Here is a 15,864-nt window from a genome sequence, read left to right as displayed (position 1 = left end):
AAAGTGCGCAAAAATGTGGTTGTATGAAAGTGAGTTATGAAAAAGTTACAATTAGTGGCTTAGTTTATAAGTTATTGGGTTATTGTGTTACTGTTCTCATTATTTAAAAAACAAATAACTTAATAACCCAATAACTACTCAACAAATTCAAGCCATTTCTTTATTTAAGGCAATAACTGCGGTATCAAAATCCTGACGATCCACCAAAAACTGGATGTTTACCTGGCGTAGGGCAAAACCCGCGCTTTTGATGTTGATGCCTGCTCCGGCTAAGGCACCGGCGGCTTTGGCTAACAAACCCGGCTGATCCATATTGGAGCTGATTAAACATACGATAGCTACTTTTTCAATCGTTACTTTTTCAAAGTTTGATTGCAGGTCCTGGAAGAGTTTATCAGTATAATCTTTTTCCCAAATCACGATCGATATACTGTTAGCGCTGGTAGCTTTAAAATTATAGCTCACACCGTTATCGGCAAAAATTTGCATAATGTGCAAGTCGGTACCTACGTTACCAACCATCAGTGGGTCGTAAATATCAACCATTACCAGTTTATTGGTGCCGGTAATAACCTCCACTTTCTTTTCTGATGATATGTACTCGCGTGTAATAAGCGTACCCGGGTGTTCCGGCTCAAATGTGTTTTTAATGCGGAGATTAATGTTGTTAATTTCCAACGGTTTTGATGCTTTAGGATGGATAGCTTCCATACCCACGTCAGCCAATTGGTCGGCCACATCATAATTGGTAAAACCAACCGGCGAGCAGTTGTTTACACCAACCAGCATCGGGTCGGCCGAGCATAAGTGGTATTCTTTGTGAATTATAGCCTCCTGAGGTTGAACAGCTACGGCAATTTTGCTGAATGTAACTTCAGAATAGCCTCGGTCAAATTCGCGCATAATACCCTCGGTGCCTTTGGTGTAACCAGTGGCTATGCAGATGGTGTTGGCAAAATCAATATCCTTAAACGCCTGTTTTATACGCTGATCAATGGTATACGGCTCATGGTCGTGGAAACCGCTCAAATCAACCAGTGTAGCGTTGATGCCCATGTTTTGCAGGATATTGGTAAACACAAATGCCGAATGTGTTTCGCCAATTGAAGCCAGAATTTCGCGTGCGGCCTGTAAAATTCCTTCGGTACTTACATAGCCTGAAGCAAGTATACCTGTAAGGTTTTCTAAGAAACCTTCGGCATGGCGTACGTGGCCTTCAATAAATTCATCGGCTACGGCCAGGTTTAAACCCAGCGGTTCGTATTGCTTGTTAAGTTCTTTTAGTTTAACAATCAGTTCGTCAAGCGCGTTCTTAAAGTTCTGGTCTTTGGCAATAAGGTGGTAAACGCCCGGTGCTCCGGTCTTTTTGTTTTCGAGCAGGAGGTTAGTAACGCCCGAAAATGCCGACACCACAAAAATGCGGTTGTATAGCTCGTTGCCGGTACGATTATATTGAATGATGTTTTTGATTACATCGCCCAGGGCACTCATAGAGGTGCCGCCAATTTTTTCTACGGTTAACATTTTTGTGTGTATGTTTCTTCCTGTGCTGGCATAGCAATTTAACCACAGGTGTATTTGTGCAAATGTGGGTTTTTACCTTATCTTTTTAATCAAATATTTGATAATATTTTAGCTCTCTTTAGTGTAAAGTACACCTGCCTTTTCGGCCGATAGCTTAATGCCTTTAATCATGGCCGAGCTGAAGCCGTAATGCTCCATCTCATTCAACCCGGCAATGGTACAGCCTTTGGGCGATGTTACCTTATCAATTTCCTGCTCGGGATGCGAGGCCAGTTGTAGCAGCAGATCGGCAGCGCCTTTTGCAGTTTGTGCAGCCATTTTTAAAGCATCGTGTGCGTGGAAACCAATTTCGGTACCACCTTGCGATGCTGCACGTATGGAGCGTAAAAAGAAGGCAATACCACAGGCACAAAGGGCTGTAGCCGAGGTCATGAGTTCTTCATTGATCTGTACGGTAATACCAACGGTATCGAACAGGTTTTTAGCTGTTTCAATATTCTCGGCAGTGGCGGTATCGCTACCAATACAAGTCATGGAGTGGCCAATGGCAATGGCGGTGTTGGGCATAGCGCGTACCACCTGCACATCAAGCTGAAGCTGATTGCGCACATCCTCGCAGTTTACACCTGATATTACTGATATAAACAATTGTTTATCAGGTTTAATAGCAGGCTTTATTTCATTTAAAAGTTTATTTAACTGCTGTGGTAAAACAGCCAGTACAATAATATCGGCATCACTTACAGCCTGTAGATTGTTCGATGTGGTTATAATGCCTGTCTTGGCAAAATCGGCCAGTGCGGCTACGTTACGGCGGGTAAGTATTACCTCGTTGGGTTTATACTTTTCGGCCTTAATTAATCCCTTGGCTAGCGAGAGGCCAATGTTGCCGCTGCCTAAAATGGCAATCCTGTTGCTCATGATATATTTGATTTACTTAATCGTGTTCCGAATGGTTCGTTATTGCCTAATTTGCCTAACTCATCTGATTTTCCAATAACCACCGCCTTAACTCCGCAAGCAATTGCGGTAAATGCATTGTCAAGCTTGGGAAGCATACCGCTATGAATGATGTGCTCTTTTTTCAATTCTTCATATCGCAGCGGGTTAATTTCGCGTATGAGCGAATCCTCATCGTTGATGTCTTTCAATACGCCTTTCTTCTCAAAACAGTAAATGAGCGTAGTATCGTAATGTTTAGCCAGGGCTACCGCTAAAGCTGATGCAATGGTATCCGCATTAGTGTTCAGCATCTGTCCATCGCCATCGTGGGTTAATGCGCAAAATACCGGGGTAAAGCCAGCTTCCATTAAATTACTTATATTGTTGGCGTTTACCGATGAATTGTTTAGGTCGCCCACAAAACCATAATCGATGGTTTTAACAGGGCGTTTTACGGCTTTAATAAAGTTACCATCGGCGCCGGTTAAGCCAATGGCATTGGTGCCAAAACGCTGCAACTGGGCTACAATATTTTTATTGATGAGACCAGCGTAAACCATGGTTACCACCCGCAGGGTTTCAATATCGGTTATACGGCGGCCATCAACCAGTTTGGCCTCAATGCCCAACTGTTCTGATATTTGAGTAGCAATTTTGCCACCACCGTGTACCAGTATTTTGTAACCATCTAAAGCTGTAAAGTCTTTTAAAAAATGGTACAGGTTTTCAGAATTATCAATGACGTTACCGCCAATTTTTATTACGTACAGAGGTTTCATGATGTGGGGGCTAAAAGTAGCATTTTCAAAACGAAATATCTACTATTTTTATAGTCTTTCAAACATAAGGAGTTTACAGGAGTTTAATACAAAACTTTATAACAAGCTATTAATGGCAGAAATGTATTTAGGAAAATCCACCGGAAAACCGCGTGTGGTAATTATAGGTGGCGGTTTTGGTGGTGTAAACCTTGCCCGCAAACTTAAAGACGCCGATGTTGAAGTAGTAATGCTCGACAAGCATAACTACCATACCTTTCAGCCATTACTATATCAGGTTGCCATAGGCGCAATTGAGAGTGATGCCGTAGCCTTTCCTATCAGGCGCATATTTACCCGTCAAAAAAACTTCAGCTTTCATATGGCCGAAGTACAAAAAATAAATCCGGTTGCTAATACCGTAAGTACAACACTTGGAGATGTACATTACGATTACCTGGCCATTGCAACCGGTGCTAACACTAACTTTTTTGGCAATAAGGAAATGGAGCACTTTACCATGCCCATGAAAAACCTGCCCGAAGCCCTGAATATCCGCAGCCTTATATTGCAAAACCTCGAAAAAGCCGCCGTTACCACCAATGTTGCAGAGCGCGATGCCTTACTAACCTTTGTGGTGGTAGGGGGAGGGCCAACCGGTGTTGAACTGGCCGGTGCCTTGGCCGAAATGCAGACTAACATGCTTTGCAAAGATTACCCTGATTTAAAGCCCGAACACATGAAGGTTTACCTGGCCGAAGGGAAAACTAAGTTGATAGCCTCCATGTCTGAACAAGCATCGGTTAAAGCTAAGCAGTTTTTGAATGAGATGGGCGTAATTATTTATAACGACGTTCATGTAACCAGTTACAATGGTAATGATTTAGCTATCGACAACGGCGTTAATATTAAAACCCGTAATGTTTTTTGGGCAGCAGGCGTAAAGGGCGAAGTTCCGGAGGGCATTCCGCAAGAAGTGATTTTACGTGGCGGACGTATACAAACTGATGAGATTAACAGGGTTAAGGGCTATGAAAATATATTTTGCATTGGTGATGTAGCGGCTATGATAACCGTCGATTCACCTAACGGACATCCGGGTGTTGCTCCGGTTGCTATACAACAAGGTGCACAATTAGCGGCAAACATTATTAATATAATAAAGGGCGAGGCTACAAAACCTTTCAAGTACCGCGACAAAGGCTCTTTAGCTACCATTGGCCGTAATAAGGCAGTAGCCGATTTGGGTAAGCTGCGTTTTCAGGGATTTTTTGCCTGGTTTGTATGGCTGTTCGTGCACATCATGTCATTGGCAGGATTTAGTAATAAGTTGGTAGTGTTTTGTAACTGGCTAATTAACTATTTTACTAAGAATACCGACAACCGCTTAATCATTCATTATTTTGATACCGAAACTATGATGACCGAGCCGATTGCCAAATAGTTAGGAACATTTTAGATAAGTTCACTCCAATTAAACGCATATTATTAAACGCACTTAGCATTAATAATATCTATTTGAATGCCATCATATGGAGATACTGTCTATCATTTGTTTTTAATAATTGTTACAACATATTTATCAAAATTGGCATTTAACTATAAATTTAATAATAATTCTTAAACAAAAAAGTTGTAATTGGTATGTATAGCTGTTTTATTACAATAATGATACACAGGTGGTTTTTTATAATATAGTTTATAATTTACTTTAGCGTAAGTAATAGTTGTACATCTATATTAAATATGCCGTCTACCTTAAAACAAAAACATAACTTAAGCATCGAAGGAAACCCCGATGCCCAACAAACAATAATTTTTGCACATGGCTTTGGAACCGACCAAACTGCCTGGCACCAAGTAAAGCAAGCCTTTAAAGATGATTATCGTTTGGTGCTGTATGATAATGTTGGTGCCGGTAAATCTGATCCTGCCGCATATAGTCCAATTAAGTACCAAACCCTTAATACTTACGCTAACGACCTGCTTGATATTGCGTCGGTTTTACAGCTTGAAAATGCAATTATTGTAGCGCATTCAGTTAGTTCGATGATAGCCATGCTGGCAGCCGTTAAAGCACCACAATATTTTTCTAAGCTGGTGTTTACCACAGCATCGCCCCGTTACCTGAATGATGAAAGTGAAGGCTATATTGGCGGTTTTACCCAGCCTGTGCTTGATAGTATGTACGAAGGCATGACCCTTAATTATTATGCCTGGGCCAGTGGTTTTTCGGCAGCAGCAATGGCTAACGCCGACAAACCCAATTTAGGAAGCGATTTTGCTAAATCACTATTGTCGGTAAGGCCAGATATTGCTTTATCGGTAGCTAAAGTAATTTTTGAATCAGATGTGCGTAAAGAACTATCTGGCTTAAATATAGAAACGCTCTTATTACATTCACAAAATGATATAGCAGTACCTACCGAGGTAGCACAATATCTACACCGAAACATCTCCAATAGCAGGCTGGAATTTTTAAATGCTGAAGGGCATTTTCCGCACATAAGCGCTCCAGATGAAGTAATTAAAGCATTGAAAACCTTTATTTAACAGTTTGGAAAGCATTAAAACAAATATCAATTGGGCCAGGCAAGCACTACGTTTTATAGACCTGCTGGGTGTGCCCGATGGATATCTCGACTGGTTTACTACCCTCCAAAGTTCTATTCATTATTTACAGGACCTAACCGGCGCAAACCATTTAATTGTTGTAAAAAAAGAAGATGCAGTTACTGTACGTATTATTGATGCGCAAACCGGCAAACAAAATCTGAATTTTATTGAACCGGAACTACTTGAGGGTATCCCGCAGGAGTTAAAACCATGCTGTTTTGATACACCCGGTGACCATCTCTCCGCACAATTGCTGCAATATATTGGTGAACCTACCTGTGTAATGTCATTACCCATTCATCAACTGGATGTAGACGGTTTTATTTTATTAGGCTGGAACAAATCATTTGATTTTAACGAGGATTTTATGGAGTTTGCCCAAGCCTGCCTCAATAAAATACTCGAAAACATCCGGCTATCGCGCACCTATTATTCTCTCGAAGATTTAAAGGTAAGGGTAAATGCAATCGTTCAAACGGTTTCACAGGGTATTATTTTTATTGATGATAGCGGCAACAACAGTTGGGTAAATGATAATGCAGCCAAAATATTTGGCGTTAAGGGTGGAGACATTACCCCGTCACGTTTATCGGCTGCTATGCAATTACTGCGCGCGCAAGCCTGTAACAGCGATGAAATTTCGCAACGGGGAATGGAGCTTTTCAGATCAAAAGACAAACAGGTTAAAGACTGGAAATGGATTTTTGAACGTCCACGTGCCCTGGTATTAAACGTGTGTTGCACTCCGGCAATATCCGAACATGTTAGCGGTATGTTATGGACGTTTGATGATGTAACTCAGGAATATTTTTACGCAGAACATCTTAAAGAACTCAATCAGCAGCTGGAAGAGCAAACCCGATTAGCTAACGAACAAAATAGGGCAAAATCGGATTTTTTGGCCAATATGAGTCATGAAATACGTACGCCTATGAACGGCGTAATTGGCATGACCAGTTTGTTGCGCAATACCAGCCTTGATAGTGAGCAGTTAGATTTCCTCGAATCGATACGAATTAGTGCCGACAGTTTGCTTGAAATTATAAATGAGATCCTTGATTTCTCTAAAATTGAATCAGGGAAACTTGATTTAGAGGAACATCCGTTTTTTATTTATAAGGTTATTGAAGAAACCTATGACCTGCTGGCTTACAAAGCGCACGAAAAAAACATTGATCTGCTGTACCAGATAGATAACGATGTACCCTTAGAGGTTATAGGAGATATGACCCGCCTGCGGCAAATTGTGGTTAACCTGGTAGGTAATGCCATAAAGTTTACCGAAAAGGGTGAGATACTAACCAGCATTAAGTTGGTTAATAAAAACGGAAGCAAGCACGAACTGGAATTTTCAGTTAAGGATACGGGCATAGGCATTCCGCAGGATAAAATGCATAAGCTGTTTACCTCGTTTTCGCAGGTAGATTCATCTACCACGCGCAAATATGGTGGTACAGGTTTAGGGCTGGCTATTAGTGCCCGCCTTGTTGAAAAAATGTATGGCCGCATTTGGGTAGAAAGCGAGTTTGGGGCAGGAACCACTTTTAATTTTACTGTAAATATTAAAGCCCAAAGCAATGTTAAGGAATATAAGCCTTTGGTAGCGCCAAAAGATTTAATTGGCAAACGCGCATTAATTATTGACGACAACCGTACCAACTTACGTATACTCAAAGGCCAGTGCGAACATTGGGGAATACACGCAGATGTATTTGATATACCACAAGACGGCATTAACAGTATGGCCAGCCAAAAATACGATATCATAATTTTGGATATGTTGATGCCACAAATGGATGGAATACAAGTTGCGCATAACATTGTTGATCTTTATGGCAGAAAAACACCCATTATATTATTTAGTTCGGCGGCACATTTTCCGCCCGAAAAGAGGAGGGAATTAAGCTTGTTTGCTGCCGTTTTAGACAAACCTATTAAGCAAGAGTATCTTTATAAAATGCTTATAGATAAACTTTCGACTACTGAAAGTGAACATAAGACAGAAACTGCCATGTATGCTAATATTGCACCACCCCTTGAAAGTAGTATAAGTATTTTAGTTGCCGAAGACAATGTTATTAATCAAAAGATAGTAATTAAAGCATTAAAAAATGTAGGCATTAATTGCGATGTAGTATCAAATGGCCTGGAGGTAATGTCGTCTTTAAAGCGGCAACACTACGATATTGTGATGATGGATGTGCAGATGCCCGAAATGGATGGGTTGCAGGCTACACGCAAAATAATAGAAGAGTATGAGAACATCCGACCGGTTATTATAGCCATGACGGCCGGAGCTTACGAAAAAGATAAGCAGGAGTGCCTTGCTGCCGGCATGGACGACTATATTACCAAACCATTTGATTTTGATAACTTTTATTCCAAGCTGAATTTTTGGAAAGCCAAACTTGACAGTTAAATCATTCAACCCTGTAAATTCAAATCATAGTTTGAATTTTGCAATCAATGGTTTGATTTATTTAACCCATCCTCAAACTAATGCGCGTATTTTTGTTATGTAAAAAACTCTAACTATGATTCAAGCAAAAGCATACGCGGCGCAAAGCCCCGAAACTGATTTAGCCCCTTGGAATTTTGAACGCCGTGAGGTTGGTGCACATGATGTACAGATCGAAATTCAGTTTTGCGGTGTTTGCCATTCAGATTTACACCAAATTAAAAACGACTGGTTTCCTGGCATATTCCCAATGGTGCCCGGCCACGAAATTGTTGGTCGCATTACTAAAGTGGGCGACCATGTAAAAAACTTTGAAGTAGGCCAACTGGCAGGTGTTGGTTGTTTGGTTGACTCGTGCCAGGTGTGCGAAAACTGTAAAAACGATCTGGAGCAATACTGCCTCGACGGAAATACTCAAACGTATAATAATCTTGATCGACAGGGTGTACCCACATACGGTGGTTATTCGAACACCATTGTAGTGCGCGAAGAGTTTGTGCTGCACATATCCGAAAAATTAGATTTCGCCGCCACAGCACCTTTACTGTGTGCCGGTATTACCACTTACTCGCCACTTCGCCACTGGAAAGTAGGGAAAGGCCATAAACTTGCCGTAGTTGGTTTAGGCGGCTTAGGCCACATGGGTGTTAAGTTTGGTGTTGCCTTTGGTGCCGAAGTTACGGTATTAAGTACTTCAGCCTCAAAAGAAGAAGCCGCCAAACAATTAGGCGCTCACCACTTTGTAGTAACTAAAGATGCCGCACAGGTTGAAGCGGTTAAAGGCACGTTCGATTTTATCCTCGATACCGTATCTGCCGATCATGATATGAACATGTACGTATCATTATTAAAAACCGACGGTACTTTGATAGGTGTTGGTGTACCATCACAATATGCAGTGCATCCGTTCGCCCTTTTAGGCGGCCGTAAAAGTATTGCCGGTTCGGGCATTGGTGGTATTAAAGAAACTCAGGAAATGTTGGATTTCTGCGCCGAGCACAACATCGTATCAGATATTGAGATGATCGACATCAAAGATATCACCAATGCATACGAACGTATGGAAAAAGGAGATGTGCGTTACCGCTTTGTGATTGATATTGCAACTTTGTAAACATCCGTGAATAAAAAAATGGCCGTGTTATTTTCTGCATAACACGGCCATTTTCATATATATACATAACTTATCTAAGTAAGATGTTATTCCGTTACATAAAAAGTAATGCAGATTTAAACATTACAAATTTATAATCTGCAAGCATAATACTTGATGTGAGGAATCATTATAAAGCTCTACACGCTTGGTATAGTATCGCGCTTAAGCATAACATCGCGTAATGAGGTAAATACTGCGCGACCACGGTATTTAACCCATATATTCGACCATCCGCTACTGTCGAAACCTAAGAATGTTACAAATGGATTTTCTTCTTTAAAGCCTTTAAATGCTTTGCCTGTGTACAATAGCTCAAGCCCCTCTAAAAGTTCTTCTTTCGAAATCATATGCTTAAAAGTTTTATATTAAAGTAACGATGCAATTCTCGGATTGTTTCCTGTTGCAAACGTCTAATTTAATTTTTTTTGAAAAGATATAAAGAGATATTCACTCCCCTGAAACTTATTTTAAAACTTAATATAAGCTTTACGTAATTTGCTCATGTAATTTTATTTAACTGCTAATATCCATGAAAATAAATAAAGGGTTGTGTGTTTGGTTGTTAACATTGACATGTATATTCAACAGGGCTCAAATATTTGCTCAGGAGCGTACAACCATACAAAACAATGGATCTGAGGTTAAGCGAAATGTAAATCCCCGTTTTGAAATCTACCTGCTTATGGGGCAGTCAAACATGGCTGGCCGTGGCCCCATAACTCCGGAAATGAAGAATGAGGCAAATGATAGTGTATTGGTTTTAACTAAACAAGGTGATTGGGTGGTAGCCCATCACCCTTTGCACTATGATAAACCGGGTGTTGCCGCAGCGGGGCCGGGACTTGCATTTGGCATAAAAATGGCCGAAGCTAACCCGGCAATAAAAATTGGCTTGGTACCTTGTGCGGTAGGTGGTACATCTATTGAAAAATGGCTGCCCGGAGCATATGATGAAGCTACCAAAACCCACCCGTATGATGACGCAGTTGAGCGTATAAAAACAGCAATGAACTATGGCATTGTAAAAGGTGTTATATGGCATCAGGGTGAGGCTAATTCGGGTGCTGCAAAAGTAAATCAGTACCCCGAGCAATTGAAAGAACTTATTGCCCGTTTACGAAAACTGGTAGGAAATTCCGAGCTGCCATTTATTGCGGGCGAGCTGGGCGAATTTCATCCTAACCATACAATATTTAATGAGCAGCTTAATAAGCTACCACAAGAAGCGCCTTTTACTGCAGTAGTGTCGGCCTATGGACTAACCCAAAAAGGTGATATGCTGCATTTTGATGGAGCATCGGCCGATGAGTTGGGCCGACGTTATGCTGATAAAATGCTTGAGGTTCAAAAAACTTTAATAAAGTAATCACCATAAAATGTAAAAAGCCGTAGTTGTTAAACTACGGCTTTTGTTTTTCAAAGCTTGATAGTGGTGTTTACAAAGCAGCGCTATGCAAGTGCCCTGCATGGGCGGTGTCGTTTTCGTCAATATCAATATATTGCTTAAAGTTGCGCACATCTTCATCAACCATCTTTTTGAACAGTGGATTAAGCACATGGCCCAACGCGGTTCCTAAGCCACCGGCAGGTGGAGTATAGCTGATAACCACATCGATAAGTGTACCTTTTCCATCTTCGGCATCGCGGAAACGCACTTTGCCCGCATTATCAATCATCGATCCGGGCAATGAGCTCCAGCCAATGGCATAACCAGGTTCGTCGTTTACAATTTCGGCATCCCAGCTAACTTTAGCAACGTTAATGGGTAGCTTTAGTACCCAATGAGAGCGTTTACTATCCAGCACTTCAACAGTTTCCAGGTGCTTCATGAATTTAGGTAGGTTGTCCAGCTGTCGCCAAAATTCATAAACTTCCTGTCTTGGTTTGTTTACAATGTACGACGAACGGATATTTACGTTAACTGGCTCGGTACTCTTTTTTCCAACCCTTGAGTAAATTTCGCAATGACCGGTTATGCCGCGGTTAATTAAATAGCCACCTGCACCAATTTTTAAAATACTGGTAAACGGGCTTTTAAAAATATTTGCTAAACCTGATAACGACATTTTAACGCCGCCAGCTATTGATACATAGCGCTCCGGCCACTCCAAATTAATAGGAGCTTCGGTCCAGCCTTCAATTAATGGTTTTTTTTCTAATGCATTTGTTGCCATAACAATGTTTTTATAGGTATTTGATAAACACATCGTTTTAATTTAAAGTTTTCGTTAACTGAAATTTTATTTACCTCTGCGAATGTTTAGCCGTTCAATCGCCATTACCATATTTTTAATAACTTTGCTAACATTAACATCCCCGAATAAAAATGTCGTCAATACAAAAAATTAAGCTTAGCGTTCCCGCTTTAATATGGGTTATACTGGCCTCGGTAATATCAACCGGACTAATGCGCCTGTTAAGCTTCAATTTTCCAATCCTAAGTAATTTTACGCCTATGGGGGCGGTAGCTATATTTGGCGGAGCTTACTTTGCTGATAAATGGAAAGCTGGACTGGTATCAATAATTACACTTTTTGTAACCGATATTTTTATCAATTACCTGTACATGAGTAAAATTGTGTTATGGTATGGCAACAGTGCTTTGTGGTTATACGGAAGCCTAATTATTATGGTTTTTATTGGCAGCTTAATAAAAAAAGCAAACGTTACCAATGTATTGCTTGCATCATTGGCCAGCGTAGCCGTACACTGGCTGTTAACCGACATTGAGCCTTGGCTATACAGCAGTTATTATGACAAAGGCCTGTTAGGTTATTTCGAATCGCTTTTATTGGCTATTCCGTTTGAGCGCAATATGTTGCTTGCAGATGCAATATTTGGTGCGGTTCTTTTTGGAGGATATGCTTTTGTGAAAAACAGGTATACGGTTAAAACAACTGAGCGAGCTACTGCTTAATAGCTAAAAAATTATATCAATAACAAAAAGGCCATGCTGAAATATTTCAGCATGGCCTTTTTGTTATTACTTGCTAAGTATATCTCCTAAAATCATTTCGGCATGTACCCGTGAGTTTTCAATAAACCACAAATGGGTATCCATGCCACCACAAACCACGCCGGCCAAATAAATACCGGGCAAGTTGGTTTCCATGGTTTCGGGGTTGTATTGCGGGATGTATTTGCCATCTTCAGATAACTTTATACCTACTTTTTTCAGGAAATTGAAGTTAGGTTTGTAGCCCGTCATGGCCATTACAAAATCGTTAGCGATCGTAATAATGCCATCGGGAGTCTCAATATCCACCTCATGCTCGCGTATGGCTTTCAGGTTCGAATTAAAGTAAGCCTTAATGCTGCCTTCCTCAATACGGTTTGAAATATCCGGACGAACCCAGTATTTTACCCTGTTACTAATTTGGCCATCGCGCACTACCATAGTAACCTCGGCACCTTTGCGGTAAGTTTCCAACGCCACATCAACCGATGAATTACTGGCACCCACCACAACCACTTTTTGCAAGGTGTAAAAATGCGGGTCCTGATAGTAGTGCTTAACCTTGGGCAATTCTTCACCCGGTATATCAAGATTTACAGCTATATCATAAAAACCGGTAGCTATTATAATACGCTTAGCCTCGTAAATGCCCTTGGTCGTAACAACCCTGTAAGCATTAGTGTTGTGTTCGGCACCATCAATTAAATCAACGGTCAAAACTTCTTCAAATAAACGTAACGGCAATTCATTACTCAATGCTACCCTGCGGTAATACTCCAGTGCATCGGCCCGGTTAGGTTTTACATGAGTAGTAGCAAAGGGATAACCACCAATTTCGAGCTTCTCCGATGTAGAAAAGAAGGTCATGGTTGATGGGTAATTATATAATGAATTAACCAGCGTACCTTTTTCGAGTATAACAAAGCTTAGGCCAGCCTTTTGAGCGGCCAGTCCGCAGGTTAAACCAATGGGGCCACCGCCAATAATTACAATATCGAGCATAGTTTAAAAGAATGTTTAAGCCAGCACGTCTTTATAGTCCTGGTTATTGGTAAAAACCGATTTGGCAAATGTACATGATGGAATAATTTTATAATGCTTTTCGCGTGCATAAATTACACCGGCATCAATCAGTTGTTTACCCAGCCCTTTGCCCTCGGCATCTACTTCAACCTCGGTATGGTAAATATCCATCTGGTTGTTGTTGACAATCATATAGCGCATATCGCCCAGGCGTTTGCCATCCTCATCTATATAAAAAATCCCGTCTTCGCCTGTGGTATGATGTTTTACTTGCATGTTTGCCCAATTTAAAGGATTTAAACGCGCAAAACACACAAACCGCGTAGATTAAGTAGTATAATGATATTGATATGATGGTAGGGGTGGGAAAGGAGAATGTAAAGACGAAAAATCCCGGAAAATAAAAATGGGTAAGCTACTTCTATCGCACCGCTCAACTCTCTACCCTTGCTGCGTTCCCACCCTGGGGGAGTTCAAGAGGAGCTGGTCGTAAAAGACTTACCCGTCACAAAAGTAGAAATTTTTACGGTTTTTGGCTAATTAAATGTAAAGTTGTTGTTAAGGGGTTGATGGTCAACCCGAAAAAATTGTTTAGTACTTTAGTTCGTTCTTAAAATATAGCCTTTCATAAATATCATATTTTGCGTTAGGCTTAAAGGTTTCTTTAACCAAAATGGTAAGCTTATCAACCGTAAAGCTTTCTTTATAAGGCACTAAACGCAGTTCGCGCCATAGCTTGTAAAAATCATCTGTTGTAATATGTTTGGTAACTGTGATGTGTGGTGTAATGAGCTTTTTAGTATTTAGTTGCTTGCGTAAAAGCGCAAACCAGTTATCGCTTTTAAAAGTTGGTTTAATGGCGGCGTAAATTGTCATACGGTCTTCGCCATGAACAAAGTATTCAAAGCCATTAACCTGGAGTGTAACAGGCGGCATACTGTTAATTTTATTCTTAATCGATTCAATAAACGAATTAATAATATGCGGTTTTTGCCGTTCCAGCATACATATACTCAAGTGCGCCGTACCTTTAACACCAGGGTAGGTGCCTATATATTCGCTTGCTTTTAGTTTGCAGTGCTCTACCTGTTTTTTCACCACATCCGATGGTTCGAGCAGAAATAAGTAATCGTTATAATCATTCATCGCAATAAATTTTACAACACAAAATTGCTAATAAAATTAGTAAAATATCAAATGATTTTTCAACATTTGTATTGTGGAAGCGCAAAGGCATATTGTACATATTGATCTTGATTCGTTTTTTGTATCGGTTGAACGTCGGTTGAATCCTGATCTGATTGGCAAACCGGTAATCATCGGCGGCTCAAAGGAGCGGGGAGTAGTGGCCTCGTGCAGTTATGAGGCCCGTGCCTATGGTATACACTCGGCCATGCCCAGCAGCCAGGCGTACAGGTTATGCCCCCATGCCATATTTTTAAAGGGTAGTCACGGGCGATATTCAGAAGCCTCGCGGGAGGTAACACAGATTATTCATGATTCGGTACCCTTGTACCAAAAAACCTCGGTTGATGAGTTTTATATAGACCTTACCGGCATGGATCGCTTTTATGACCCTTACCAACTGGCAATCGACCTGCGCCAGCGCGTGATCAATGAAACCGGCTTGCCTATATCTTTCGGCATGGCATCGTGCAAAACGGTTGCTAAAATGGCCACTAACCAAGCTAAGCCTAACGGGCAGTTGCGTATACCTCACGGGTTTGAAAAGGAGTTTATGGCTCCGCTCAACATTGGCAAAATACCTATGCTTGGTAAAAAAACCTGCGAAAAACTCTACAAATACGGCATCGAAAAAATTGGCGACCTGCAAAAAACCAATATCCGTTTTTTAGAAAGCCTGTTTGGCAAAGCCGGTAAATACATTTGGGATAAAGCCCATGGTATTGACGACAGTGAGATTGTTCCGCACAGCGACCGTAAATCTATTTCTACCGAGCATACTTTTCATGAAGATACTGCAGACCGCCGCCAGCTCGAAACCATCCTGGTGTCAATGACCGAAGAACTGGCTTTCAAGCTGAGGAGCGAGAATAAGCTGGCATCATGCCTGGCTATTAAGGTGCGTTATGCCAACTTCGAAACTCATACCCTGCAAGAGAAAATTGCGCTTACCTCAGCTGAACATATTCTTATTCCCGGAATTAAAAACCTGCTTAAACGTGCCTGGAACCAACATCGGCCCGTACGATTAATAGGCGTTAAGTTGAGCCAGCTTTGCAGCGGCAGTTATCAAATTAATTTGTTTGAAGATAACGAGGAGCAAATAAAGCTCTACAAAGCAATGGATACCATTAACTTCAAGTTTGGCAATAAAACGGTGTGCAGGGCGGCAGGCATGGAAATTACGCAGCGTAACTTCAACCCGTTTCATCCCACTACGTAGCTAACATGTTTGTGGCATTTTGCT

The 15,864-nt window shown here is 41.1% G+C and carries 15 protein-coding genes and 1 other RNA gene; 7 read left to right on the top strand and 9 right to left on the bottom strand.

From position 1 onward, the window contains the following. Positions 1-147: 147 nt before the first annotated feature. The 3 genes from QE417_RS03085 to argB all read right to left on the bottom strand — a co-directional run bounded on the left by QE417_RS03085 (position 148) and on the right by argB (position 3,245). Positions 148-1,524, bottom strand: coding sequence for an aspartate kinase (locus QE417_RS03085; protein WP_311947446.1), 1,377 nt, complete (start codon positions 1,522-1,524; stop codon positions 148-150). A gap of 108 nt (positions 1,525-1,632) precedes the next feature. Further along, positions 1,633-2,445, bottom strand: a complete 813-nt coding sequence (proC, locus tag QE417_RS03080) for a pyrroline-5-carboxylate reductase (RefSeq protein ID WP_311947445.1) — start codon at positions 2,443-2,445, stop codon at positions 1,633-1,635. Continuing rightward, a complete protein-coding gene (gene argB / locus QE417_RS03075; protein ID WP_311947443.1) occupies positions 2,442-3,245 on the bottom strand; it encodes an acetylglutamate kinase in 804 nt (267 codons plus the stop codon). The genes proC and argB overlap by 4 nt, the downstream gene beginning before the upstream one ends. A gap of 112 nt (positions 3,246-3,357) precedes the next feature. On the opposite strand from argB, the gene QE417_RS03070 reads away from it, so the two are divergent. The 4 genes from QE417_RS03070 to QE417_RS03055 all read left to right on the top strand — a co-directional run bounded on the left by QE417_RS03070 (position 3,358) and on the right by QE417_RS03055 (position 9,412). Beyond that, complete coding sequence (locus tag QE417_RS03070; protein WP_311947442.1) at positions 3,358-4,668, top strand: NAD(P)/FAD-dependent oxidoreductase; 1,311 nt, start codon at positions 3,358-3,360, stop codon at positions 4,666-4,668. Positions 4,669-4,970: 302 nt separating this feature from the next. Beyond that, positions 4,971-5,777, top strand: coding sequence for an alpha/beta fold hydrolase (locus QE417_RS03065; RefSeq protein WP_311947441.1), 807 nt, complete (start codon positions 4,971-4,973; stop codon positions 5,775-5,777). 4 nt (positions 5,778-5,781) lie between these two features. Then, on the top strand, positions 5,782-8,259 hold the full coding sequence (locus QE417_RS03060) for a response regulator (protein WP_311947440.1): 2,478 nt from the start codon (positions 5,782-5,784) through the stop codon (positions 8,257-8,259). Between the two features lie 115 nt (positions 8,260-8,374). Continuing rightward, positions 8,375-9,412, top strand: a complete 1,038-nt coding sequence (locus QE417_RS03055; protein ID WP_311947439.1) for an NAD(P)-dependent alcohol dehydrogenase — start codon at positions 8,375-8,377, stop codon at positions 9,410-9,412. Positions 9,413-9,591: 179 nt separating this feature from the next. Here the strand turns inward: QE417_RS03055 and QE417_RS03050 are convergent, their stop codons facing one another. Next, positions 9,592-9,801, bottom strand: coding sequence for a hypothetical protein (locus QE417_RS03050; protein ID WP_311947438.1), 210 nt, complete (start codon positions 9,799-9,801; stop codon positions 9,592-9,594). Positions 9,802-9,983: 182 nt separating this feature from the next. Here QE417_RS03050 and QE417_RS03045 point away from each other — a divergent pair, with 182 nt between their 5' ends. After that, positions 9,984-10,820, top strand: coding sequence for a sialate O-acetylesterase (locus tag QE417_RS03045; protein ID WP_311947436.1), 837 nt, complete (start codon positions 9,984-9,986; stop codon positions 10,818-10,820). 70 nt (positions 10,821-10,890) lie between these two features. On the opposite strand, the gene QE417_RS03040 is transcribed toward QE417_RS03045, so the two are convergent. Then, the gene (locus QE417_RS03040; RefSeq protein WP_311947435.1) at positions 10,891-11,628 is read right to left on the bottom strand and encodes an SRPBCC family protein; all 738 of its coding nucleotides are present in this window, start codon (positions 11,626-11,628) and stop codon (positions 10,891-10,893) included. 152 nt (positions 11,629-11,780) lie between these two features. Between QE417_RS03040 and QE417_RS03035 the strand changes: the two genes are divergently transcribed. Further along, a complete protein-coding gene (locus QE417_RS03035; RefSeq protein WP_311947434.1) occupies positions 11,781-12,371 on the top strand; it encodes a DUF6580 family putative transport protein in 591 nt (196 codons plus the stop codon). Between the two features lie 66 nt (positions 12,372-12,437). Here QE417_RS03035 and QE417_RS03030 read toward each other — a convergent pair whose 3' ends face one another. From QE417_RS03030 to QE417_RS03015, 4 genes are all read right to left on the bottom strand, one after another. Beyond that, positions 12,438-13,412: a YpdA family putative bacillithiol disulfide reductase gene (locus QE417_RS03030; protein WP_311947432.1), complete on the bottom strand. Its 975-nt coding sequence runs from the start codon at positions 13,410-13,412 to the stop codon at positions 12,438-12,440. A 15-nt stretch (positions 13,413-13,427) separates the two neighbouring features. Continuing rightward, positions 13,428-13,709 (bottom strand): GNAT family N-acetyltransferase, encoded by a 282-nt coding sequence (locus QE417_RS03025; RefSeq protein ID WP_311947431.1) that lies wholly within the window; start codon positions 13,707-13,709, stop codon positions 13,428-13,430. Positions 13,710-13,838: 129 nt separating this feature from the next. Beyond that, positions 13,839-13,937, bottom strand: an RNA gene (gene ffs / locus QE417_RS03020) — signal recognition particle sRNA small type. An 87-nt stretch (positions 13,938-14,024) separates the two neighbouring features. Further along, complete coding sequence (locus QE417_RS03015; RefSeq protein ID WP_311947430.1) at positions 14,025-14,579, bottom strand: 2'-5' RNA ligase family protein; 555 nt, start codon at positions 14,577-14,579, stop codon at positions 14,025-14,027. A 73-nt stretch (positions 14,580-14,652) separates the two neighbouring features. On the opposite strand from QE417_RS03015, the gene dinB reads away from it, so the two are divergent. Beyond that, on the top strand, positions 14,653-15,840 hold the full coding sequence (gene dinB, locus QE417_RS03010) for a DNA polymerase IV (RefSeq protein WP_311947428.1): 1,188 nt from the start codon (positions 14,653-14,655) through the stop codon (positions 15,838-15,840). The last annotated feature ends 24 nt before the right edge of the window (positions 15,841-15,864 follow it).

The organism is Mucilaginibacter terrae (assembly GCF_031951985.1).
GTDB lineage: Bacteria > Bacteroidota > Bacteroidia > Sphingobacteriales > Sphingobacteriaceae > Mucilaginibacter > Mucilaginibacter terrae_A.
The sequence above is the reverse complement of the archived record's forward strand: the minus strand, read 5'-3'. Positions and strand labels throughout refer to the sequence as shown.